General features: G+C 70.3%; 19 protein-coding genes. 15 read left to right on the top strand and 4 right to left on the bottom strand.

What is annotated here, in order from left to right:
- Positions 1 to 29 precede the first annotated feature (29 nt).
- Entirely contained in the window at positions 30 to 2603 is a 2574-nt protein-coding gene (locus tag FQY83_RS13975) for a TonB-dependent receptor (RefSeq protein ID WP_146388593.1), read from the bottom strand.
- A 206-nt stretch (positions 2604 to 2809) separates the two neighbouring features.
- Between FQY83_RS13975 and FQY83_RS13970 the strand changes: the two genes are divergently transcribed.
- A complete protein-coding gene (locus FQY83_RS13970; RefSeq protein WP_158636516.1) occupies positions 2810 to 4879 on the top strand; it encodes a phytase in 2070 nt (689 codons plus the stop codon).
- A gap of 57 nt (positions 4880 to 4936) precedes the next feature.
- On the opposite strand, the gene FQY83_RS13965 is transcribed toward FQY83_RS13970, so the two are convergent.
- Positions 4937 to 6433, bottom strand: coding sequence for an aminotransferase class III-fold pyridoxal phosphate-dependent enzyme (locus tag FQY83_RS13965; protein WP_146388591.1), 1497 nt, complete (start codon positions 6431 to 6433; stop codon positions 4937 to 4939).
- On the opposite strand from FQY83_RS13965, the gene FQY83_RS17630 reads away from it, so the two are divergent.
- From FQY83_RS17630 to secF, 11 genes are all read left to right on the top strand, one after another.
- A complete protein-coding gene (locus tag FQY83_RS17630) occupies positions 6426 to 6599 on the top strand; it encodes a hypothetical protein (protein WP_158636515.1) in 174 nt (57 codons plus the stop codon). The genes FQY83_RS13965 and FQY83_RS17630 overlap by 8 nt on opposite strands.
- Entirely contained in the window at positions 6596 to 7027 is a 432-nt protein-coding gene (locus FQY83_RS13960; RefSeq protein WP_146388590.1) for an Lrp/AsnC family transcriptional regulator, read from the top strand. Before FQY83_RS17630 ends, FQY83_RS13960 begins: the two co-directional genes overlap by 4 nt.
- Before the next feature lie 311 nt (positions 7028 to 7338).
- Positions 7339 to 8367 carry a tRNA preQ1(34) S-adenosylmethionine ribosyltransferase-isomerase QueA gene (gene queA / locus FQY83_RS13955; RefSeq protein ID WP_146388589.1) on the top strand — a complete coding sequence of 343 codons (1029 nt, stop codon included), beginning with the start codon at positions 7339 to 7341 and terminating at the stop codon, positions 8365 to 8367.
- Positions 8368 to 8614: 247 nt separating this feature from the next.
- Positions 8615 to 9718 carry a Fe(3+) ABC transporter substrate-binding protein gene (locus FQY83_RS13950; RefSeq protein ID WP_146388588.1) on the top strand — a complete coding sequence of 368 codons (1104 nt, stop codon included), beginning with the start codon at positions 8615 to 8617 and terminating at the stop codon, positions 9716 to 9718.
- Between the two features lie 29 nt (positions 9719 to 9747).
- On the top strand, positions 9748 to 9993 hold the full coding sequence (locus FQY83_RS13945; RefSeq protein ID WP_146388587.1) for a hypothetical protein: 246 nt from the start codon (positions 9748 to 9750) through the stop codon (positions 9991 to 9993).
- Positions 9993 to 11687 carry an ABC transporter permease gene (locus tag FQY83_RS13940; RefSeq protein WP_146388586.1) on the top strand — a complete coding sequence of 565 codons (1695 nt, stop codon included), beginning with the start codon at positions 9993 to 9995 and terminating at the stop codon, positions 11685 to 11687. Before FQY83_RS13945 ends, FQY83_RS13940 begins: the two co-directional genes overlap by 1 nt.
- Positions 11684 to 12703 carry an ABC transporter ATP-binding protein gene (locus FQY83_RS13935; RefSeq protein WP_202878202.1) on the top strand — a complete coding sequence of 340 codons (1020 nt, stop codon included), beginning with the start codon at positions 11684 to 11686 and terminating at the stop codon, positions 12701 to 12703. Before FQY83_RS13940 ends, FQY83_RS13935 begins: the two co-directional genes overlap by 4 nt.
- 216 nt (positions 12704 to 12919) lie before the next feature.
- Positions 12920 to 14047, top strand: a complete 1128-nt coding sequence (gene tgt, locus FQY83_RS13930) for a tRNA guanosine(34) transglycosylase Tgt (RefSeq protein ID WP_146388585.1) — start codon at positions 12920 to 12922, stop codon at positions 14045 to 14047.
- A 118-nt stretch (positions 14048 to 14165) separates the two neighbouring features.
- Complete coding sequence (gene yajC, locus FQY83_RS13925) at positions 14166 to 14504, top strand: preprotein translocase subunit YajC (RefSeq protein WP_146388584.1); 339 nt, start codon at positions 14166 to 14168, stop codon at positions 14502 to 14504.
- Positions 14505 to 14631: 127 nt separating this feature from the next.
- Entirely contained in the window at positions 14632 to 16518 is a 1887-nt protein-coding gene (gene secD, locus FQY83_RS13920) for a protein translocase subunit SecD (protein ID WP_146388583.1), read from the top strand.
- A 19-nt stretch (positions 16519 to 16537) separates the two neighbouring features.
- Positions 16538 to 17503 carry a protein translocase subunit SecF gene (gene secF / locus FQY83_RS13915; protein WP_146388582.1) on the top strand — a complete coding sequence of 322 codons (966 nt, stop codon included), beginning with the start codon at positions 16538 to 16540 and terminating at the stop codon, positions 17501 to 17503.
- Between the two features lie 293 nt (positions 17504 to 17796).
- Here the strand turns inward: secF and FQY83_RS13910 are convergent, their stop codons facing one another.
- The gene (locus FQY83_RS13910; RefSeq protein ID WP_146388581.1) at positions 17797 to 18630 is read right to left on the bottom strand and encodes an inositol monophosphatase family protein; all 834 of its coding nucleotides are present in this window, start codon (positions 18628 to 18630) and stop codon (positions 17797 to 17799) included.
- Between the two features lie 96 nt (positions 18631 to 18726).
- Between FQY83_RS13910 and FQY83_RS13905 the strand changes: the two genes are divergently transcribed.
- The 3 genes from FQY83_RS13905 to FQY83_RS13895 all read left to right on the top strand — a co-directional run bounded on the left by FQY83_RS13905 (position 18727) and on the right by FQY83_RS13895 (position 22618).
- Positions 18727 to 19485: an RNA methyltransferase gene (locus FQY83_RS13905; RefSeq protein ID WP_192906720.1), complete on the top strand. Its 759-nt coding sequence runs from the start codon at positions 18727 to 18729 to the stop codon at positions 19483 to 19485.
- Between the two features lie 86 nt (positions 19486 to 19571).
- A complete protein-coding gene (locus FQY83_RS13900; protein ID WP_238333506.1) occupies positions 19572 to 20495 on the top strand; it encodes a phosphate/phosphite/phosphonate ABC transporter substrate-binding protein in 924 nt (307 codons plus the stop codon).
- A complete protein-coding gene (locus FQY83_RS13895) occupies positions 20492 to 22618 on the top strand; it encodes a putative bifunctional diguanylate cyclase/phosphodiesterase (protein ID WP_146388579.1) in 2127 nt (708 codons plus the stop codon). Before FQY83_RS13900 ends, FQY83_RS13895 begins: the two co-directional genes overlap by 4 nt.
- 67 nt (positions 22619 to 22685) lie before the next feature.
- Here the strand turns inward: FQY83_RS13895 and FQY83_RS13890 are convergent.
- Positions 22686 to 22948, bottom strand: a 263-nt coding sequence (locus FQY83_RS13890; RefSeq protein WP_146388578.1) for a transposase, incomplete at its 5' end; no start/stop codon positions are given.

Below are 22948 nucleotides of genomic sequence, written 5' to 3'. Positions count from 1 at the left end.
GCGCGGCGCCGCCGGAACGGACGTCGGGATCAGAACTTGAACTGCGCGCCCATGCGCGCCGACCAGCCGTAGATCTCACGTTCCATGGTGCGGTCGCGGCGGCCGACATAGGCGCGCATCGCCGCGTCGTTGAGGTTCGAGCCTTCGAGAAACACCGACCAGCGCGGGGTGATCTCGTAGCCGAACTTGATGTCCCACTGCCTGAGCGAGTCCCAGTAGATGTCGCCCTCGGGGTCCTCCTCGTGCACTTCGCTGAGCATCGCCGAGCGGTACGTGTAGGCCAGCCGCGCCGAGAAGCCGTACTTCTCGTAGCTGACCTGGGCCGACGCCACGCGGTCGGACTGGTTCAGCAGCGGCACCTTGTCGGTGCGCGCGGGCAGGCCCTCGGCCTCGGAGTCGACGAAGGTCATGTTCGCGCCGACGCTGAAGCCGTCGAACGGCGAGGGCAGGAAGCTCAGTTCGTACTGGGCGTTGAGCTCCAGGCCCGAGACCGTCGCCTTGCGCGCGTTGGTCCAGGTGGAGATCTCGGCGCCGGTCAGCGCGATGCCGCCGAACACGCCGTCCTGGTCGGTGCGGGTGACCTCGTAGATCGGGTTGCTGATGCTCTTGTGGAAGACCGCCGCCGAGAGCACGCCGCGGTTGCCGACGTAGTACTCCAGCGACAGGTCGGCGTTGGTCGAGTACAGCGGCTCCAGGTCCGGGTTGCCCATCGTGACTTCCGGCTCGATGCTGTTGGCGCCCTCGATCTCGACGAACGGCGCCAGCGACTCGTAGTTCGGCCGCCCGATCGCGCGGGTCACCGCGCCGCGGACGACCAGGTGCTCGCTGGCGTCCCAGCGGACGTTCACGCCCGGGAAGAAGTCGGTATAGCTGCGCGATCCGAACACGTTGAACGGCTGGTCGAGGCTGGATTCCTCCAGGTCGAAGGCGTGCGCGGCGTAGCTGCCCTTGGTGTGCTCGATGCGCATGCCGGGGATCACGGTGACGTCGCCGAACCACAGCCGGGCCATCGCGTAGGCGGCGGTGATGTCCTCGGTGATGGAGTAGTCCGCGGCCAGGGACGCGCTCAGCGTGCCCTCGTCGTCCTCCTCGAACTCGCCCTGGTTGGCGAGGAAGTACGCGTCCGCCCTGGGGCCGCTCACCAGCGGGCCCAAGCGGTAGCGGCCGCCGAACACCGAGGGGATGTGCCCGCCCGCGACGTCGGCCATGGTCATGTCGCCGTCGTCGTATTCCCAGGCCCGGCCGGTCTGGTCGTTGCGCTTCTCGCGCTTGATGTACTTCACGCCGAACTGGAATTCGGAGCCCTCGCCGCCGAACGGGATCACGTAGTCCAGGCGCGCCTGGTAGAGGTCCTCGACCGCGCGGCGCGATTCGGGTTCGTAGAAGTCGGGCTCGAACCCGGCGGGGTCGAACGCGGCGTCGTCGTCGAAGGAGATGTCGTAGCCGCGCGGCCCGAGCAGGTAGCTGCCGGAGATGTCCCCGGCCACGAAACCCCATTCGTCGCGGTGCGGGTCGCGTTTGTCCGCGCGCGAGTAGGTGGCTTCGGCGGTGAGCTTGTCGTCGCCGAAGCGGAACTCGCCGCCGGTGGAGACGGTGAAGGTGCTGGTGGTTTCCTCGCGGGTGCGGATCGCGCGGATCGCCTCGGCGTCCTCGAAGGTGCCGGCGGTGGCCGAGCCCGGCGCGATGCCGTCCTCGTCGAACTCCACGGCGAAGGCGTCGCGGGTTTCCTGGTCCTGGTACTTCGAATACAGGAAGCGCAGGAACAGCGAGGCGTTCTCGCTGGCCTTCCAGTCGAAGTTGGCGACCGCGCCGCTGCGCCGGCGATGGGTGTTGTACTGGCGCACCTCGAGTCCTTCGGGCACCCACTGGTCGTCGACCTCGATCCAGTCGCCGGGATTCTGCATGTTCTGCGAACCGATCCTGCGGTCGGAGTGGTTGATCGCGAATACCGCGCCGAACTGCCTGTCGGCGCCGAACACGCCGCCGAACGATCCGTCGAACTCGTAGGGGTTCTCGCCGTTGATGTCGTAGTGGCCGTAGGCGGCGCGCGCGGTGGCGAAGGTGCGGTTGCGGTCGAACGCGGAGACGGTCTCGATGTTGACCTGGCCGGCGATCGCGTTGGCGTCCATGTCCGGGGTCAGCGTCTTGTTGACCGTGACCGCGCCGATCAGGCCGGACGGGATGTCGTCGAGCTTGACCTGGCGGCCATCGGGTTCGGGCGCCGGCGCGGTCTGCCCGTTCAGGGTGACGTTGAGCAGCTCCGGGGAGACGCCGCGCACGGTGAGGTAGCGGCCCTCGCCCTGGTCGTTGAGCGTGCTCACGCCGGGCAGGCGGCGCACCGCCTCGGCGACGTTCTGGTCGGGCAGGCGGCCGACGTCATCGGCGCGGATCGCGTCGACCTGGCCGTCGGCGTTGCGCTTGTCGTCGATGGCCAGGCGGTCCGCGGCGCGGCGGCCGGTGACCACGATGCCTTCCAGTTCGGTGGGACTGGATGCCTGGGGGCTTTCGTTCGTCGCATCCTGGGCGAACGCAATGGATGGCAGTACGGCGCACTGGCAGAGCACCAGGGCCTTGAAGAGCGCATTTCGACGCAAGGTCCGCATGTTCGAGTCCCTCCCAAGGACGTTACCGCTGCCGATCGCCGTCCGGATCCGGTGGCAGCGGGTAGGGCGAGATTACGAACAAAGATTCCAAAATTCAAGAAAAATAGAATTTCTCTTGCAAATTGGGCCGGACCGACGGTAGCTTGGCGGCTGAAAAGGGGGCGTTCCGCATGTCGCGGACACGCCAGGAATGGACGGGAGGAACCATGAAGAACCGCCTTTACATCGGGTATGTGCTGGCCCTCGCGGCGTGCGGCCTGTTGCCGCGGGCGGCGCACGCCGGGGATGCTGCGCCGCAGCAGGACGCGACGGTGAAAGCCGCGGCATCGACCGCGGCGACGGCCTCGTCCGAAATCGGCAGCGCCGCGCTGATCCTCGCGGCCGATGGCCGCGGCGAGCCGCGCATCGTCGCCGCCACCGCGCTGGGCGGGCTGGAGCTCTATGCGCTGGACGGCCGGAGGCTCGGCACGACGCCGGCCGGCGAGGTCGTGGCGGTCGACGTCGGCTACGGCGTGCGGCTGGGCGGCACGACCGCCACCGTGGTTGCCGCCATCGATACCACCACCCAGAGCCTGCGCCTGTTCCGCTTCGCCAACGACAGACTGGTCGAGGTCGGCGCACGCGCGATCGCGCTGGGGTTCGCGGCCGAGGGCCTGTGCCTGTATCGCCATCCGCTCGACGGTGCGCTGCACGTATTCGTGGTCGGCGACGGCGGCGAGGTCGACCAACAGGTCGTCTACGCCACCGCCGAAGGCCGGCTCGACGCGCGCCAGGTGCGCCGCATCGGCGTGCCGTCGCCGCTGAAGCAATGCGCGGTCGACGCCACCGGCGGGCATGTCTACGCCTCCGAGGAGAACGTCGGCATCTGGCGCTTCAACGCCGACCCGGAAGCGGACGTCTCCGCCGCGCTGGTCGATTCGCCGCGCGGCCACATCGACGAGGAGGTGGGCGGACTGGCGGTCCACGACGGCGGCGCCGGCAGCCGCTGGCTGATCGCCTCGAATGCCTCCGCGGGCACGCTCAACGTCTACGACCTCGACCGCGACGCCGCCTTCGTCGCCAGCGTGGCCGTCGCCGCCCGCGACGGCAGCGAGGTCGACGAGCCCGGCCCCCTGCACGCCACCAGCGCGGCGATCGGCCGCAGGTATCCGCACGGCGTGCTGCTGGTCGCCGACGAGGACGGCCCGGACGTGAAGTCGATCCCGATCGACGCGCTCGCCGCGGCGATCGGCGCGTCCCCCGGCCGCGCGCCGGCGCCCGTTGCGGGTACGCAGCCGGTGCCGGCGGTGGTGCCGCTGGCGGAAACCGCGCCGGTGGAGAGCTACGGCGACGCCGCCGACGATCCGGCGATCTGGGCGCATCCGACGCATCCGGAGCGCAGCGTGGTCGTCGCCACCGACAAGAAGGCCGGGCTCTACGTCTACGACATGCAGGGACAGGTGAAGCAGTTCCTGCCCGACGGCAAGATGAACAACGTCGACCTGCGCGACGGCTTCCGCCTCGGCGACGAGGACATCACCCTGGTGGCCGCGAGCAACCGCACCGACAAGACCATCGCCCTCTACCGGCTCGCTCCGGAGACCGCGCAGCTGTCCGACGTCGCCGACGGCCCGCAGCCGACCGGGATGCTCGATCCCTACGGCCTGTGCATGTACCGCAGCGCGCGCAGCGGCGAGACCTACGTGTTCGTCAACGGCGACGACACGGTCAAGCGGCAGTGGCGGCTGGCGGACGCGGGCAACGGGCGGGTGCGCACCGAGCTGGTGCGCGAACTGGCGTTCGATTCGCAGACCGAGGGCTGCGTCGCCGACGATGCGGCGGGCGTGCTCTACGTCGGCGAGGAGGACGTCGCGCTGTGGAAGCTGCCGGCCGATCCCGACGGCGGCGACGCGATGACCGCGGTCGACCGCGTCGACGCCAACCCGGCGATCAAGGACGACCTCGAGGGCGTGGGCCTGTACGACCTCGGCGACGGCCGCGGCTACATCGTCGTGTCCAGCCAGGGCAACGACACCTACGCGGTCTATCGCCGGGAGGGCGACCAGGCGTACCTGGGATCGTTCGCGGTCGCCGCCGATCCGGCGCGCGGCATCGACGGCATTTCCGAAACAGATGGCCTGGACGTCAGCAGCGCCAACCTGGGGCCCGGGCTGGAGCACGGCGCGATGGTCGCGCAGGACGGGCGCAACGTGCTGCCGGTGCAGAACCAGAACTACAAGATCGTGCCGTGGCAAGCGATCGCCGAGGCCCTCGGACTCGAGATGCGCCAGCCCTGAGGGCGGCGATCCGGTGGCGCGGGCCGGTGCACGGCCCGCGCCCTCGATGCCCGGCGGTCAGGCCGCTTCCGCCGCCTGCCGCCGCGGCCCTTCGCGCAGCGCCCTGCCGACCATCGACACCAGCAGGTCGAGTTCGTCCGACTGCGTGCCGAAGCGCGGGGTGAAGCGCAGCGAGTTGGCGCCGCCGTGGATCACGCCGATGCCGTGCTCGCGCAGCCACTCCTCGGTGGAGCCGGCGCCGTAGCACTTGAACTGCGGCGCGAGTTCGCAGGAGAACAGCAGGCCGGTGCCCTGCACGCCGGTGACCAGTCCGCCGAGTTCGGCCTTCAGCGCCTCGAGCTTCGCGACCGCTTCCCTGCCGCGCTCGCGGATGTTGGCGCGCAGTTCGGGCGTGATCGCTTCCAGCACCGCGCAGGCGACGTCGAGCGCGCGCGGATTGGTGGTCATGGTGTTGCCGTAGACGCCGCTGCGGTACAGCTTCGCCGCCCTGTCGTTCACCGCGAGCACCGACAGCGGGTACTGGCCGGCGTTGAGCGCCTTCGAATACGTCTCCATGTCCGGCGCCTCGATGCCTTCGAAGCCCGGGTAGTCGACGATCGACAGCACGCCGTGCGCGCGCAGGCCGGCCTGGATCGAGTCGACCAGCAGCAGCGAACCGTGCGCCTTCGTGAGTTCTCGCGCGGCGTCGTAGAACGCGCGCGGCAGGGCGCGGCCGGGGTCGCCTTCACCCATCACCGGCTCCAGGAACACGGCTTCGACGAACCAGCCCTTCGCTTCGGCGTCGGCGAAGGCGCGGCGCAGCGCGTCGGCATCGTAGGGTTCGATCGCGATCAGCGAATCCTCGCCGCGGAAGCTGGCCAGGTGCTGCAGGTAGGCCTTGCGCGATGAATCCGAATACAGCGCCGGGCGCTCGGTGCGGCCGTGGAAGCTGCCCTTGACCACGATGCGCTTGACCGTGGCACCGGCGCGCTTCGCGCCCGGGTCGGTCATCCACTTGGTGTTGATGTCGGCGATGCGCGCGGCCAGGCCCACGGATTCGGAGCCGGAGTTCAGGCACAGGAAGTGCGTGAACGGGCAGCCGCCGGCGGTGTGGCCGATCTCCCTGCGCAGCGCGCGCTCGAAGCGCAGCTGCGACAGGCTCGGCGTCATCACGTTGGCCATCGCCTGTGGCTTCGCCATCGCGTCGAGGACCGCCTGCGGCGCGTGACCGAAGCCGAGCATGCCGTAGCCGCCGGAGTCGTGGACCACCGCGCCCTTGAGGGTGACGATCCAGGGGCCGCGCGCGGTGAGCGCCACGTAGGGGTTGACCGCATCGGTCGGGTAGAAGTTGACGTAGCCGGCCTGCACCGCGGCGATCTGCGCGGACTCGTCGAGGTCGAGCAGGCTGGCGAAGCCGTCCTTGACCAGTGCGTACTCGGCGGCAGCCGCGTCGATCGCGGCGCGCAGGTCCGGGTGCGCGGCGGCGAGGCGCTCGATGCTCGCGTCGTCCAGGCCGGCGGTGCGGCGCTGGCCGCCGTGGGCGCGCAGCGGGGCAAGGGCATCGGTCATGGACATCGGTGCAGTCTCCTGGGCGGTGGGCGGGGGGATTGCGATGGCCGGTTCGCGTCCCTCGACCGGCGAAGTTCCTATTATCTCGATCCTGTCGGCACAAGGTAGGGTCGAATTGCGCAGAATTTCGTATGATTTCGTCGAATCGACGAAGGATTTGCGCGAATCATGAAGATCACGCCCGCCGACGCCCAGTTGCTGTCCGCCCTGCGCGAGGACGCGCGCGCCTCGACCGCGCAGATCGCCCGCCGCCTCGGGCTGTCGCGGACCACGGTGCAGAGCCGGATCGACCGGCTCGAGCGCGAGGACGTGATCCGCGGCTACACCGTGCGCGTCAACGAGGAGGTCGAGCGCGGCCACATCCGCGCGCACATCCTGATCACCGTGCTGCCCAAGCAGATGCCCGCCGTGGTGCAAGCGCTGCGCGACATGCCCGAGGTGCGCAGCCTGCACTCGGTCAGCGGCGCGCACGACCTGGTGGCGATGGGGGTGGTGCCGACGGTGGTGGAGATGGACGAGCTGACCGACCGCATCGGCGCGATCGAGGGGGTGGAGCGGACCACCTCGGCGGTGATCCTGTCGACCAAGTTCGAAAGGTAATGGTGTTCCGCCGGAGGCGGAACACGCCTACGCCCTTCCCCCGCCCGCGGGGGAAGGGGGGACCGCTTGCGGAGCAAGCGGTGGGTTGGGGGCCTCCGGACGACGCAATCCTTGTGTGTTGCCCCCTCCCCAACCCTCCCCCGCAGGCGGGGGAGGGAGCCGCCATCCACGATCCCGGCCCCCGCAACGGCTGCCGAAAGCTTGCCTGATCGTCGGTCTTGCGGAGATCTCATGCGCGCGTTTTTCTCCGGGGGTTCCAGGCGGATTGCGGGAGTGCAATGGCGGGCCGAGGCCCGCCCTACAATCGCGCGATGAAGAAATCCGACTTCCACTACGAACTCCCGCCCGAGCTGATCGCGCAGGCACCGCTGCCCGAGCGCTCCGCCAGCCGCCTGCTGGTGGTGCCACCGGGCGACGCGCCCTTCGTGGACGCGCAGGTGCGCGCGCTTGGCGACTGGCTGCGGCCGGGCGACCTGCTGGTGTTCAACGACACCCGCGTGATCCCGGCGCGGCTGTTCGGGCAGAAGGAGAGCGGCGGCCGCGTCGAGATCCTGATCGAACGCCTGCTGGCGAACAACGAGGCGCGCGCGCAGGTCGGCGCGAGCAAGGCGCCGAAGCCCGGTAGCCGCATCGTGCTCGACGGCGGCGGCGAGGCCGAGGTGCTGGGCCGCGACGGCGAGTTCTACCACCTGCGCTTCCGCGTCGAGGGCGCGCTGGAATCATGGCTGCTGAAGGCGGGCCGGCTGCCGCTGCCGCCGTACATCCGCCGCGAGCCGGGGCAGGACGACGCCGAGCGCTACCAGACGGTATTCGCGCGCGAGGTGGGCGCGGTCGCCGCGCCGACCGCCGGCCTGCATTTCGACGATGCGCTGCTGGCGGCGCTGCGCGAACGCGGCGTGGCGTTCGGCCACGTCACCCTGCACGTCGGCGCCGGCACCTTCCAGCCGGTGCGCGTGGACGACCTGCGCGAACACGCCATGCACGGCGAATGGCTCAACGTCGGCCCCGAGCTCGTGGCGCAGGTGCGGCGCACGCGCGAGGCGGGCGGGCGCGTGGTCGCGGTCGGCACCACGGTCGTGCGCGCGCTGGAGAGTGCAATGAAAGACGGCGAGCTGCATGCCTTCGCCGGCGAGACGCGCATCTTCATCTTCCCCGGCTACCGCATCCGCAGCGTCGACGCGCTGCTGACCAACTTCCACCTGCCCGAATCGACGCTGCTGATGCTGGTCTCGGCATTCGCGGGCAAGGACCGCATCTTCGCCGCCTACGCGCACGCGGTGCGCGAGCGCTACCGCTTCTTCTCCTATGGCGACGCGATGCTGCTGTTCCCGCAGCCGTGACCCCCGCGGGAGCGATGTAGGAGCGCCTTCAGGCGCGACGCTCTTCGTCCCGAATCCGACTCGCGACTCAGGAATCAAAGGCATCGCGCCTGAAGGCGCTCCTGCACGCGCGTGCGGCCGGGCAGGGAGGCGTGCGCCTTGGTCGCACCGGTCTGGATGAGTACAATTCTCATTTCCGCTCCAGCCGCCGTGGTCCCTGGCAACGCCCGAGCCGGCCACCCCCGACTGACCCAGGAGTTTCCCCGTGATGCGACCCATCGCCCGAGCCGCCCGCCCGCTGCGGACGCGCCTGCCTGCCTCGCTGCTGCTGTCCGGCATCGCCCTGTTCCTCGCCGCCTGCGGCCAGCAGGATCAGCAGGCGACCTCCGCTGACGCGGAATCGGCCGCCCCCGCCGGCGAGGTGAACCTCTACACCACCCGCGAGCCCGGCCTGATCCAGCCGCTGCTCGACGCGTTCACCACCGAAACCGGGGTCGCGGTCAATACCGTGTTCCTCAAGGACGGCCTGATGGAGCGCCTGTCGGCCGAAGGCGCGCGCTCGGTCGCGGACGTGCTGATGACCGTGGACACCGGCAACCTGCTCGACGTGGTCGATGCCGGGCACGTGCAGCCGGTGCAGTCCGAAATCCTCGAAGCCGCGATCCCGGCGCACCTGCGCGGCGCGGACGGGCAGTGGTTCACGCTGTCGCTGCGCGACCGCGTGCTGTACGCCGACAAGGACCTCGACCTGTCCGGCTTCGCCTACGAGGACCTCGCCGATCCGAAGTGGAAGGGCAAGGTCTGCATCCGCTCCGGCCAGCATCCGTACAACACCAGCCTGATCGCGGCGATGATCGCGCACGACGGCGCGGAGAAGACCGAAAGCTGGCTGCGCGGCGTCAAGGCCAACCTCGCGCGCAAGGCCGCGGGCGGCGACCGCGACGTGGCGCGCGACATCCTCGCCGGCATCTGCGACATCGGCATCGCCAACGCCTACTACGTCGGCCGCATGAAGAACGCCGAGCCCGGCAGCGAGCAGTACCAGTGGGGCGAGGCGATCAAGGTGATCCGCCCGGTGTTCGCAGGCGCGGCCGACGGCGGCACCCACGTCAACATCAGCGGCGCGGCGGTCGCGAAGCATGCGCCCAACCGCGACAATGCGGTGAAGCTGCTCGAATACCTCGTCTCTGACGAGGCGCAGAGCCTCTACGCCAAGGCCAACTACGAATATCCGGTGAAGGCGGGCGTGGAACTCGACCCGGTGGTCGCCAGCTTCGGCGAGATGAAGATCGACGCGCTGCCGCTGACCGAGATCGCGAAGCACCGCAAGCAGGCCAGCGAACTGGTCGATCGCGTCGGGTTCGACAACTGACGGGTCGGGGCGGGGGATTCCTGATCGGCATGGCATTCCTGCTGGCCCCGCCGTCCCGGCCGGTTCCGTCATCCCGGTCGGCCGCGTCATCCCGGTCGATCCCGGCATCCCGGCAGGTATCGTCATCCCGGCCGATCCCGTCATCCCGGCGAAAGCCGGGATCCATTTTGACTTCCGCATTCATCGCCAAGGGCAACATGGATCCCGGCTTTCGCCGGGATGACGGTGACTGGGTTCGCCGTTTCCCCGCGCTGCCGTGGATGGCGGAGGCGTGATGTCGTCGACCATGTCGTCACCAGCCTCCGCACTCCAGCGCGCCGCGCGAATTGACGGCTGGCAGCTCGCCGCCCTCCTCATCGCGCTGCTGGTCCTGCTGCCCCTGCTCGCGCTGGCGTGGACCGCGGCGCAGGGCAGCGACGCCTGGCAGCACGTGCTGGCCAACGTGCTGCCGCAGGCCGCGCGCAACACGCTGTGGCTGCTGCTCGGCGTCGGCGCGCTGACCGTCGCGATCGGCACCGGCAGCGCCTGGCTGGTTACCGCCTACGATTTCCCCGGGCGCGGCACCGTGGCCTGGGCGCTGCTGCTGCCGCTGGCGGTGCCGACCTACATCGTCGCCTACGCCTATCTCGACCTGCTGCACCCGCTGGGGCCGGTGCAGTCATTGATCCGCGCGCTGCTTGGCTACGACAGCCCGCGCGATTTCCGCCTGCCCGACATCCGCGGCCTCGCCGGCTGCATCGTGCTGCTCGGGCTGGTGCTGTATCCCTACGTCTACATCACCACGCGCGCGATGTTCATGACCCAGGCCGCGAGCCTGCTGGAAGCCGCGCGCACGCTCGGCGCCGGGCGCGCGGCGGCGTTCCGGCGCGTGGCGCTGCCGCTGGCGCGTCCGGCGATCGCGGTCGGCGCGGCGCTGGCGCTGCTGGAAACGCTCAACGACATCGGCGCCTCGGAATTCCTCGGCGTGCAGACGCTGACGGTCGCGGTCTACACCACCTGGATCACGCGCAGCGACCTGCCGGGCGCGGCGCAGATCGCGCTGGCGATGCTGCTGGTGGTGGTCGCAGTGATCGCGCTCGAGCGCTACGGCCGTCGTCGCCAGGGCTACGCGAACACGCTGCGCCCGCGCCCGATGCAGCCGCAGCGGCTGCGGGGCGTCGCCGGCTGGGCTGCGCTGGCGCTGGCGCTGCTGCCGGTGCTGCTGGGCTTCGTCGCGCCGGCGGCCTACCTCGTCGCCGAGACCTGGCAGCGTTTCGCCGAGGGTGCGGGCGTCTCGGCCACGCTGTGGCGCAGCCTGTGGAACACGCTGCGGGTGGCGACGCTGGCGACGCTGGTCACCGTCGCCGCCGGCCTCGTGCTGGCCTGGGCGCTGCGGCTGGCGCAGGCGCGGCGCCAGACGCGCGTCGCGTCGGCGGCGCTGCGCGTCGGCAGCCTCGGCTACGCGGTGCCGGGCACGGTGCTGGCGATCGGCCTGCTGGCGCCGCTGGCGTGGTTCGACGACGGCGCCAACGCGCTGCTGCAGGCCTTCGGCGCCACGCCGCGCATGCTGCTGATGGGCTCGGTGTCGGCGCTGGTGCTGGCCTACGTGCTGCGCTTTTTGATCATCGGCGCGGGCGGCATCGAATCGGGCTTCGCGCGCATCCCGCCGTCGCTGGACCAGGCCGCGCGCGCGCTGGGCACGCCGCCGGCCGCAGTGCTGCGCCGCGTGCACCTGCCGCTGCTGCGGCCGGCGATGGCGGCGGCGGCCTTGCTGGTGTTCGTCGACACCATGAAGGAACTGCCGGCGACCCTGTTGCTGCGTCCGCTGAACTTCGAGACGCTGGCGACGTGGCTGTATGCCGACGCCGCGCGCGGCGCCTACGAGGACGGCGCGGTCGCGGCGCTGCTGATCGTGCTGGCCGGCCTGCTGCCGGTGATCGTGCTGGCGCGGACCGGGCTGAAGTACGGACAGGAGGTTTCATCATCGTGAGCGGGGCGATGCTGCAGCTCGAGGAGATCCGCGTCGGCTATCCCGTGGCCGGCGGATTGCGCACCGTCGTCGACGCGCTGTCGCTGTCGCTGCCGGCCGGCGGCATCGGCTGCCTGCTCGGCGCGTCTGGCTGCGGCAAGACCACGGTGCTGCGCGCGATCGCCGGTTTCGAGCCGGTGCGCGCGGGCCGCATCGTGCTGGCCGGACACGTGCTGTCGACGCCCGAGGGCACGGTGCCGCCGGAGCGGCGCGGCGTCGGCATGATGTTCCAGGACTACGCGCTGTTCCCGCATCTCGACGTCGCCGGCAATGTCGGCTTCGGCCTCGCGCGCCTGTCGCGCGCGGCGCGCGCTGCGCGGATCGCCGAAGTGCTGGCGCTGGTCGGGCTGGCCGATCGCGCCAGTTCGTATCCACATGAGCTTTCCGGCGGCCAGCAGCAGCGGGTCGCGCTGGCGCGCGCGCTGGCGCCGTCGCCGTCGCTGCTGCTGCTCGACGAGCCGTTCTCCAACCTCGACATCGACACCCGCGAGCACCTTGCCGGTGAACTGCGCGCGATCCTCAAGCGCACCGGCACCACCGCGCTGCTGGTCACCCACGACCAGGCCGAGGCCTTCGCGATGGCCGACGCCATCGGGGTGATGGACCGCGGCCGGATCCTGCAGTGGGCCGATGCGCAGACGCTGTACCGTGCGCCGGCCGACCGCTTCGTCGCCGGTTTCGTCGGCCGCGGCAGCGTGGTGCCGGCGGCGGCGCTGGGGCTGGTGGGCGGGGGCGAGGTACTGCTGCGGCCGGACCAGCTCGTGCCCGACGTCGATGGTGCGCTGTGGGCGGAAGTGCTGGGCACGACGTTCCTTGGCCCCGGCCACGTCGCGCGGGTGCGGCTGGCGTGCGGAGCGGTCGTGGAGGTCGATCTGCATGGAGGCGCGACGCCTTCGCCCGGTGCGGGCATCGCGCTGCGCCTGGTCGAGGAGGCGCTGATCGTATTCCCGCCGCGGCAGGATGGTTCGCCTTGCTGAGGATTTCCGAATCGCGCTTCGCCCGTCATTCCGGCGAAAGCCGGGATCCATTGTGCTGTTGCCGTTGAAGGCCAAAGTCAAAATGGATCCCGGCTTTCGCCGGGATGACGGGAGCCGAAGCCGGGGAGTTTCCGTGAGAATGCTCTAGGCTTCCCCCGATTCCCGATTCCCGATTCCCGATTCCCGATTCCCGATTCCCGATTCCCGGCTTTCCCCATGTCCCGCCTGCAGTTCCAGCTCCTCTCCACCGACGGCGCCGCCCGCCGCGGCCGCCTCAGCTTCCCGCGCGGCACGGTGGAGACGCCCGCGTTCATGCCGGTCGGCACCTACGGCACGGTCAAGGGCATGCTGCCCGAACAGGTGCGCGCGCTGGGCGCGGAGATCATCCTCGGCAACACCTTCCACCTGTTCCTGCGGCCGGGCCTGGAAGTGATCGAGGCGCACGGCGGGCTGCACGGCTTCGCGCGCTGGGACGGGCCGATCCTCACCGATTCCGGCGGTTTCCAGGTGTTCTCGCTGGCGCACCGGCGCAAGATCAGCGAAGCCGGCGTCACCTTCGCCGCGCCCACCGACGGCTCGAAGGTGTTCCTCGGCCCCGAGGAAAGCATGCGCATCCAGAAGGTGCTGGGCAGCGACATCGTCATGATCTTCGACGAATGCCCGCCGGTGCACGTCGACGGCCAGCCGGTGGACAAGCGCGTGGTCGAGCGTTCGATGGAACTGTCGCTGCGCTGGGCCGAGCGCAGCCGGCGCGCGCACGAGGGCAACGACGCGGCGCTGTTCGGCATCGTCCAGGGTGGGGTGCACCACGACCTGCGCACGCGTTCGGCAGAGGGTTTGAAGGCGATCGGCTTCGACGGCTACGCGGTCGGCGGGCTGGCGGTGGGCGAGACCGAGGCCGAGCGCAACGCGATGCTCGAGCACACCTGCCCGCAGCTGCCGGCCGACCGCCCGCGCTACCTGATGGGCGTGGGCCGGCCGGAGGACCTGGTCGAGGCGGTCGCGCGCGGCATCGACATGTTCGATTGCGTGATGCCGACCCGCAACGCCCGCAACGGCCACTACTTCACCTCGACCGGCGTGGTGCGGGTGCGCAACGCGAAGTACGAGAAGGATCTGCGCCCGATCGAGGAGGGCTGCGGCTGCCCGGCCTGCGCCGGCGGCTACAGCCGCGCCTACCTGCGCCATCTCGACCGCTGCAACGAGATGCTGGGTCCGATCCTGGGCACCCTGCACAACCTCTGGCACTACCAGACGCTCATGGCCGACATGCGCGCGGCGATCGGGCAGGGAACCTTCGCCGCCTTCCGCGAGTCCTTCCACGCGGCCCGCCGGCCCGGGTAAGGGCGCCTCCGGGCGCGGATTCCCGCGATTGCGGAGCCGAAAATCGCGCCCGAGGGCGCTCCCGCCCCCGGCCCGTGGCATAATTCCCGGCTATTTTCCGCGAGATGGACCCAATCCGATGAACCTGCTGGACCTGCTGATCGCCCCGGCCCACGCCCAGGCCGCCGCTGCCCCCCAGGGGGGCGGGCTGAGCTTCCTGATCATGCCGATCATCCTGATCGCGATCATGTACTTCCTGATGATCCGCCCGCAGATGAAGCGGCAGAAGGAGCATCGCGCGATGCTCGACAAGCTGTCGGTCGGCGACGAGGTCATCACCAACGGCGGCATCGCCGGCACCGTGCGCGGGCTCGGCGACAGCTTCATCACCGTCGAGATCGCCGACCGCGTGGAGGTCCGCCTGCAGAAGGGCGCGATCGCCAACGTGCTGCCCAAGGGCACGCTCAAGGCGGCCTGACCGCGCCGGCGGCGCCGCGCGACCGCGCAGCGCCGCCGCATCGCACCGACTTTTCCTGTCCCGGCCCCGGGGCAGGCACGGGGCGGGGCCCGAAGGCCGCGCCTCCCCTCCGCCAGACGATACCCGCATGCTCGAATTTCCCCGCTGGAAATACGTCCTCGTCCTGATCGTGGTGCTGCTCAGCGCGCTCTACGCCGTGCCGAACATCTACCAGAAGGATCCCTCGGTGCAGGTGACGAAGAACCGCCCCGCGGCGGTCGTCGACGAGGCGCTGGTGCAGCGGGTGCAGGGCGTGCTGACCGAGGCCGGCATCACGCCGAAGTCGGTCGCGCTCGAGGGCGCGCAACTGCTGGTCCGCCTGCCGGACGCCCCCACCCAGACGCGCGCGGCCGACGCCCTGCGCCCGGCGCTGGGCGAGGATTATTCCGCGGCGCTGAACCTGGTGCCGACCACGCCGGCGTGGCTGGAGAAGCTCGGCGCCAGGCCGATGTCGCTGGGCCTCGACCTGCAGGGCGGCGTGCACTTCATGATGCAGGTCGACCAGAAGGCGGCGCTGGAAAAGCGCGTCGACGCCTACGCCGACACCATCCGCGTCGCGCTGCGCGAGGCGCGCATCGGCTACACCGGCGCCGAGCGCCGGCCCGACAACACCGTGCTGGTTTCGTTGAGCAATGCCGCCGACGCCGGCAAGGCGCGCACCGCGATCTCGACCGCGCTCAGCGGCCTCAGCGGTGCGGCGACGCTCGGCACCAGCGGCCCGTCGATCGACGCCGACGGCAACCGCATCACCGTGCGGCTGTCGGAGGGCGAGATCTCGCGCATCGCCAGCGACGCGATCGAGCAGAACCGCAACGTCATCGCCAACCGCATCAACGCTATCGGCGTGGCCGAGCCCGTGCTGCAGCGGCAGGGCGAGGATCGCCTCGTGATCCAGCTGCCCGGCCTGCAGGACACCGCCGAGGCCAAGCGCCTGATCGGCGCCACCGCGACCCTGGAGTTCCGCGCCGTCACCGGCGACGAGGCGCAGGCCGCCGCGGCGCTGGCCGACAACAACATCCCGGCCGGTTCGCGCATCTACCGCGACCAGAACGGCCAGCCGCTGCTGCTCTCGCGCCGGCTGCTGGTGTCGGGCGATGAACTGGTCAACGCCCAGCCGCAGACCGATGCCCAGACCGGCCTGCCCGCGGTGAGCATCACGCTCAACGCCGCCGGCGGCAAGCGCATGCTCGACCACACGCTGGAGAACGTCGGCAACCGCCTCGGCATCGTCTACGTCGAGCGCATCCCGACGGTGACCATGGTCAACGGCGAGGAGGTGCGTTCGGCGCGCACCGAGGAGCGCGTGATCAGCTCCTCGACCATCCGCGGCGTGTTCGGCAAGGACTTCCAGACCACCGGCCTGAGCCGCGAGGAAGCCGCGGCGCTGGCCAAGCAGCTCAAGGCCGGCGCGCTGGCAGCGCCGATGGACTTCGTCGAGGAAGGGGTGATCGGCCCGACGCTCGGCGCCGAGAACGTGGCGCGCGGCACCCAGGCAGTGATGTACGCGTTCCTGTTCACCCTGATCTTCTTCGCGATCTACTACCGCATGTTCGGCCTGATCACCTGCGTCGCGCTGCTGCTCAACCTGCTGATGGTGGTGGCGGTGATGTCGCTGTTCGGCGCGACCATGACCCTGCCGGGCTTCGCCGGCCTGGCGCTGTCGATCGGCATGTCGGTGGACGCCAACGTGCTGATCAACGAGCGCATCCGCGAGGAGTTGCGCGCGGGGCTGCCGCCACGAAGCGCGATCGCGACCGGCTACGACAAGGCCTCGGGCACCATCTTCGACTCCAACATGACCGCGCTGCTGGCCGGCGTCGCGCTGTACGCCTTCGGCACCGGGCCGCTGCGCGGCTTCGCGGTGACGATGGTGATCGGCATCCTCACCTCGGTGTTCACCGCGGTCACCGTGTCGCGCGGCGTCGCCACGCTGATCTACGGCGGCAGGCGCAAACTCAAGTCGATCGCCATCTGAGCATCGGGAGACCACGACCATGAAACTGTTCCCGCTGCACCTGATCCCGAACGACACGCGCATCGACTTCATGCGCTGGCGGTTCGTCACCATCGCCTTCATGCTGCTGCTGATGGTCGCCTCGGTCGTGCAGATCGCGATCAACGGCTTCAACTACGCGCTCGACTTCACCGGCGGCACCTCGGTCGAGCTGGTGTTCGAGAAGCCCGCCGACGTCGACGCGGTGCGTGAGCGCCTCGAGGCCGCGGGTTACCCCGGCGCCCAGGTCCAGACCATGGGCACCGCCAGCGACCTGATGATCCGCCTGCAGCCCAAGGACGGCGCCACCGACGCCGAGGCGATCAACCGCACCGCCGACGACGTGCTGCGCGCGGCCTCCGTCGAGGGCAATGCCGCCACCGTCAAGGGCCGCTCCTTCGTCGGCCCGCAGGTCGGCCAGGACCTGGCGAAGAAGGGCATCTACGCCATCGTCTTCGTGGTCGTCGGCTTCCTGATCTACATCGCCTTCCGCTTCGAGTGGAAGTTCGCGGTGTCGGCGATCATCACCACCCTGGGCGACGTGCTGATCGTCGCCGGCTGGTTCTCGCTGGCCGGGCGCGAGTTCGACCTGACCCTGCTGGCCGGCCTGCTGACGGTGATGGGCTTCTCGATCAACGACACCATCGTGGTGTTCGACCGCGTGCGCGAGAACTTCCGCGCCATGCGCGCCGAGCCGCTGGAGGTGCTCAACACCTCGATCAACCAGACCCTGTCGCGCACGATCATCACCTCGGTGGTGGCGTTCCTGACCGTGCTGGCGCTGTACATCTACGGCGGCGGCTCGCTGGAGGGCATGTCCGAGGCGATGATGATCGGCATCGTGATCGGCACCGCGTCGTCGATCCTGGTGGCTTGCCCGCTGCTGACGCTCGGCTTCCTGCGCGTGACCAAGCAGGACCTGCTGCCGAAGGCGCGGGACGAGGCGGCGTTGGCCAGGAGGCCGTGATTGGTGGGGAAGCCGTGATTGGTGATTCGTAAAAGCAGAAGGCCGCGCATTGCGCGGCCTTCTTTTTGATTTGCGTGGGCTGGATCAGTGCAGTCCGTGACGCCCCCCATGTCGTCATCCCGGCGAAAGCCGGGATCCATTTTGACTTTGCCCTTGAATCCACCGTCCGGAGGCGGCAACGGCATAATGGATCCCGGCTTTCGCCGGGATGACGATAGTGAGGGTTTCGCCGGGATGACGGGCGAGGGTTTCGTCGGGATGACGGGTACGGGTTTCGTGCCGGATTGCGAGCGTCAGTCGAAGGCCTTCGCGTAGCCCGACGCCACGATCGCCTTCTGCAGCGCCTCGCTGACCTTGACGTTGCCGGCGACGAGCTGGCGGCCGGCCGCCGCGCCCGGGACGTGCATCGGCCCCGTCGCGGCGCCCTTGAAGTCGCAGACGCGGCCGCCGGCCTCGCGCACCAGCAGCACGCCGGCGGCGATGTCCCAGGCCTGCACGCCGGCCTCGAAGTAGGCATCGCAGCGGCCTGCGGCCACCCAGGCCAGGTCGAGCGCGGCCGAGCCGGTGCGGCGCACGTCCTCGGCGTCCTGGAGCAGGCCCTTCACGCAGTCCAGGTGCGCGCCGATGCGCTTGCGCTCGCGCGGCGGGAAGCCGGTGACCAGCATCGCGCCGGACAGGTCCTTGCGCTCGGCGACGCGGATGCGCTTGTCGTTGAGCTGCGCGCCGGCGCCGCGGGTGGCGATGAACAGTTCGTTGCGCAGCGGGTCGAACACCACGCCGTGCAGCGGTTCCGGCCCCTCGCACAGCGCGATCGAGACGCACCAGTGCGGGATGCCGTGCAGGTAGTTGCTGGTGCCGTCGAGCGGATCGATGACCCAGGTGTAGCGGCTGGCGCCGCGGTTGCCCTTCTGCGCGCCGCCTTCCTCGCCGAGGACGGCGTAGTCGGGGTTGGCCCGCCGCAGTTCCTTGACGATCGCTTCCTCGGCCAGGCCATCGACCTCGCTGGCGTAGTCCAGCCGGTCCTTCTCGACCACGTTCAGCGCGTCCAGCCGGTACATGTGCCGCAGCAGCACGTTGCCTCCCGCGCGCGCGGCCTTGACCATGATGTTGACGGCAGGGGCGAGCATTGCGGACTCCAGTGCGCGGGCGGGGTTCGGCGGGTGGAAAGAGCGGGCCGGCGCTGGGCCGGGCGCGCAGTTTACCATCCACGCATGAGCGACTCCCTGCACGCCGCCGACCGCCTGCGCATCGTCCTGGTTGGCACCCAGCACCCGGGCAACATCGGTTCGGCCGCGCGGGCGATGAAGACCATGGGCCTGCGCCGGCTGGTGCTGGTGGCGCCGGAGCGCTTCCCGCACGCCGACGCGGCGGCCATGGCCGCGGGCGCGGGCGACGTGCTCGACGCCGCGGCGCAGGTGCCGACCCTGGCCGAGGCCGTCGCCGACTGCCGGCTGGTGCTGGGCTGCACCGCGCGCAGCCGCAGGATCGCGCTGGACGAACTGCTGCCGCGCGAGGCCGCGGCGCGCGCGGTCGCGACCGCGGGCGGGGGCACCGAGGCGGCGCTGGTGTTCGGCCGCGAGCGCACCGGGCTCGACAACGAGGAGCTGCAGCTGTGCCACGCGGCGGTGACCATCCCCGCCGATCCCGGCTACAGTTCGCTCAACCTCGCCGCGGCGGTGCAGGTGCTGTCCTACGAGCTGCGGGTGGCGATGCTGGGCCTGCACGAACGGCCGCCCGCGCCCGCGCCGGCGTCCGACGGCGACGTGCCCGCCAGCCATGCCGAACTGGAGGGCTTCTTCGCCCAGTTGGCCGACACCCTGGACGCGATCGACTTCCACAAGGGCCGCGCGCCGGAATCGGCGATGCGCAAGCTGCGCCGGATCTTCCTGCGCAGCGGGCTGGACGATCGCGACGTGCGGCTGCTGCGCGGCGTGCTGGCCGACGCCCAGCGCATGGCGCGACTGGCCGGCGGCGGGCGCTGAGGGCCGGTCCGGTGGCGTTCCCTAGCCGGGATTCCCGGTTTTCGGCTAGGCTCGCCGCCGTACCCGTCCGTCACTGGAACCGAATCTTGTCCGTGCTGTCTGCCGGTTTCAGGCGCCTGTTGCTGCTGTCCTGGCTGTGGCTCGCGTTCGCCGTCCCGGCTGCCGCGGACGACGGGGTGCTGGTGCTCGGCCGCATCAGCGACGATCCCAAGGCGCATTACGAGCAGCTCAAGCCGCTGCTGGACTACGTGGTGCCGCGGATGGCCGACGTCGGCATCCGCGAGGGCCGCGTGCTGATGGCGCGCGACGTGCAGCAGATGCAGAGCTACATGCGCCGCGGCCGCGTCGACTGGGTCACCGAAACCGCCGGCACCGCGATGATGCTGGCCGATCGCGTCGGCGCGCAGCCGCTGCTGATGACCGAGCGCGACGGCGTCGACCGCTACCGCACCCTGTACTTCGTGCGCAACGACAGTCCGGTGCATTCGCTGGCGGACATGCGCGGCCGCAGCATCGCGTTCCAGAACCGGTACTCCACCAGCGCCTACTACGTGCCGGCGACCGAACTGCTGGAGAAGGGGCTGCGGCTGGAGGTGATGCTGTCGCCGATGGATCGCCCCGGCCCGGATTCGGTCGGCTACGTGTTCGGCCGCTCCGAGCTCAACGTGTCCTCGTGGGTGCACAAGGGCCTGGTCGACGCCGGCGCGATGAGCAACCTCGACTGGATCAACCCGCAGCGGGTGCCGCCGTCCTATCGCGGCGACCTGCGGATCGTGCGGGAAACGCCGGACTATCCGCGGGCGCTGGAAATGGTGCGCGGCTCGCTCGACGAACGCGTCCGCGAGCGCCTGCGCGAGGTGCTGCTCGGCGCGGCCGACGACCCCGACGCGCGCGAGGCGCTGCTGCGGTTCTTCAAGACCACACGCTTCGTGCCGATCGACGGGCAGACCACGCACGCCCTCGACCATCTGCGCCGGGGCGTGTCCCGGGTGGCCCGGGAGGTCGAATGAGGCTGCGCGTCGGCCTGCGCGCCCACTTCGCGCTGCTTGCGGCGGTGGTGCTGCTGGCGTCGCTGTCGCTGGTGCTGCTGGTGCTGCAGCGGCAGGGCGCGGCGCACCGCGACGTGCAGGCGCTCAGCCTGGAGTCGATCCACGATTTCTCGTCGAAGCGGATGCTGTCGCAGGGCGAGGCGGCGGCGACGCAGCTGGCCGATTCACTGGTCAACCCGCTCTACTACTTCGACCTCGACGCGATCGGCTCGGCGCTGCTCAACGTGCTGCGCCAGCCTGACGTGGACTACGTCCTGGTCTACGACAACGAGGGCCGGGTCATCCACGACGGCAGCCAGGACATCTCGACCTACGGCCAGTCGATGTCCGACCCGTTCGCGTACGAGGTGCTGTCGATCACCGACGTGCACGTGCAGTCGAACGACGCGCTGATGGACGTCTCCGCGCCGATCCGCATCGGCGACCAGCGCCTGGGCGGGGTGCGCATCGGCTATTCGCTGGCGGCGATGAAGGCCGACGAGCGGCAGGTCGGCGGGTTCATGTCCGGCCGCCTGGGCGAGATCGGCCGCAGCCAGCTGCTGTGGATCGGCTTGCTGCTCGCGGGCATGGTCGCGCTGCTGGTCGCGATCGGGTTCGTCCTGCAGCGCGCGCTGGTGTCGCCGGTGCGGCAGCTGGCCGATGCGGCGCGCGAGATCGAGGCCGGCAACTTCGAGGCGAACGTGCCCACCACGCGCCGCAACGACGAGGTCGGCGACCTGATGCGCGCCTTCTCGCACATGCGCGACAGCATCGTGCGCCACGACCGCGACATCCGCCGCATGGCCTACACCGACGCGCTGACCGGGCTGTCGAACCGGCTGGCGTTCCGTGAACTGCTCGACCAGCGCGTGGCCGAGGGCAACGGCTCGGCGCGGCAGCTGGCGCTGCTGTTCGCGGACATCGACGACTTCAAGCGGGTCAACGACACCATCGGCCACGATGCCGGCGACGAGGTGCTGATGCAGTTCTCCAGCCGCATCCGCGAGGTCATCGACCTGCATCGCGGCGGCGGCGCGGAACTGGCGCGCTTCGGCGGCGACGAGTTCGTGATCCTGCTCAAGGGCGGGGACGGCGAGGACATCCGCGAGCGCGCCGAGCGGCTGGCCGATGCGCTGGTGCGCGAGCTGGGGCGGCCGATCCCGGTCCACGGCCGCCAGGTCTTCCTCGGCATCTCGATCGGCATCGCGCTGTTCCCGGACGACGCCACCGACGTGACGGTGCTGATGAAGAACGGCGACATCGCCATGTACCAGGCCAAGGTCGCCGGCAAGAACTGCTATCGCTTCTACAGCCGGGTCATGGACCAGGCGGTGGAACGGCGCGTGCGCATGGAGCAGGACCTGCGCGGGGCCTGGGAGCGCGGCGAGCTCAGCCTGGCCTACCAGCCGGTGTACCGGCTCGAGAGCGGCAAGCTCGTCGGCGCCGAGGCGCTGCTGCGCTGGCGCCATCCCGAGCATGGCCCGGTCTCGCCATCGCTGTTCATCGACGTCGCCGAGCAGAGCGGGCTGATCGAGGTCATCGGCCCGCAGGTGCTGCGCGCGGCCTGCATGGACGCACGCGGCTGGCAGCGCGATTTTCCATCGGCGCGCGAGCTGTTCGTGTCGGTCAACGTGTCGGCGCGGCAACTGCGCACGGGCGACCTCGCGGCGCAGGTCGAGACCGTGCTGCGCGAAACCGGGCTGGCGGCGCAGCACCTGCACGTCGAGCTGACCGAGACCGCGGTGATCGGCGACGAGGCCCGCGTGAGCAGCCTGCTGGCGCGGCTGCGCAACGCGGGCGTGAAGGTGTGGCTGGACGATTTCGGCACCGGCTTCTCGGGCCTGAGCCACCTGCGCCGGGTGCCGGTGGACGGGGTCAAGATCGACCGCAGCTTCGTCGCCGACGTGCTGCGCGACCCGGACGACCTGGCGCTGACCACTGCGATCATCGCGATGGCGCATTCGCTCGGCATCCACGTCGTGGCCGAGGGCGTGGAGAAGGAAGGCCAGTACGCGATCCTGCGCGAGCGCGGCTGCGACCTGGCGCAGGGGTTCTGGCTCGGGCACCCGATGACCAACCAGGAGTTCGCGCGGCTGCTGGCGTAGGGCGGCGGGCGAAGAACATGCCGCTGGCTCCGGCTGTCATCCCGAGCGCAGCGAGCAACTGTCTTGATCAGGTGGCGGCGGCAGCCGCCATCTGATCGCGCATTTTGGCGTTCAGGATGACCAGCAGCTTGCGCATGGCCGCGACCAGAGCCACCTTGGCGACCTTGCCCTGCGCACGCAGGCGTTGGTAGAACGTGCGCATGTGCGGGTTGAAGCGCACAGCCACCAAGGCCCCCATGTACAGCGCCTGGCGCACACTCGCTCGACCTCCCCAGATGCTGCGGGTTCCACGCATCGAGCCACTGTCGCGGGCCAGCGGGGCCACGCCGA

This window comes from Luteimonas marina (genome assembly GCF_007859325.1).
Lineage (GTDB): Bacteria > Pseudomonadota > Gammaproteobacteria > Xanthomonadales > Xanthomonadaceae > Luteimonas > Luteimonas marina.
The sequence above is the reverse complement of the archived record's forward strand: the minus strand, read 5'-3'. Positions and strand labels throughout refer to the sequence as shown.

Coding starts and splice junctions, on each gene's coding strand:
- tgt (WP_146388585.1), top strand. CDS start 12,920: ATGTCCCGCCTGCAGTTCCAGCTCCTCTCCACCGACGGCGCCGCCCGC.
- queA (WP_146388589.1), top strand. CDS start 7,339: ATGAAGAAATCCGACTTCCACTACGAACTCCCGCCCGAGCTGATCGCG.
- FQY83_RS13965 (WP_146388591.1), bottom strand. CDS start 6,433: ATGTCCATGACCGATGCCCTTGCCCCGCTGCGCGCCCACGGCGGCCAG.
- FQY83_RS13940 (WP_146388586.1), top strand. CDS start 9,993: ATGTCGTCGACCATGTCGTCACCAGCCTCCGCACTCCAGCGCGCCGCG.
- FQY83_RS17630 (WP_158636515.1), top strand. CDS start 6,426: ATGGACATCGGTGCAGTCTCCTGGGCGGTGGGCGGGGGGATTGCGATG.
- FQY83_RS13970 (WP_158636516.1), top strand. CDS start 2,810: ATGAAGAACCGCCTTTACATCGGGTATGTGCTGGCCCTCGCGGCGTGC.
- secF (WP_146388582.1), top strand. CDS start 16,538: ATGAAACTGTTCCCGCTGCACCTGATCCCGAACGACACGCGCATCGAC.
- yajC (WP_146388584.1), top strand. CDS start 14,166: ATGAACCTGCTGGACCTGCTGATCGCCCCGGCCCACGCCCAGGCCGCC.
- FQY83_RS13945 (WP_146388587.1), top strand. CDS start 9,748: ATGGCATTCCTGCTGGCCCCGCCGTCCCGGCCGGTTCCGTCATCCCGG.
- FQY83_RS13960 (WP_146388590.1), top strand. CDS start 6,596: ATGAAGATCACGCCCGCCGACGCCCAGTTGCTGTCCGCCCTGCGCGAG.
- secD (WP_146388583.1), top strand. CDS start 14,632: ATGCTCGAATTTCCCCGCTGGAAATACGTCCTCGTCCTGATCGTGGTG.
- FQY83_RS13975 (WP_146388593.1), bottom strand. CDS start 2,603: ATGCGGACCTTGCGTCGAAATGCGCTCTTCAAGGCCCTGGTGCTCTGC.
- FQY83_RS13895 (WP_146388579.1), top strand. CDS start 20,492: ATGAGGCTGCGCGTCGGCCTGCGCGCCCACTTCGCGCTGCTTGCGGCG.
- FQY83_RS13910 (WP_146388581.1), bottom strand. CDS start 18,630: ATGCTCGCCCCTGCCGTCAACATCATGGTCAAGGCCGCGCGCGCGGGA.
- FQY83_RS13950 (WP_146388588.1), top strand. CDS start 8,615: ATGCGACCCATCGCCCGAGCCGCCCGCCCGCTGCGGACGCGCCTGCCT.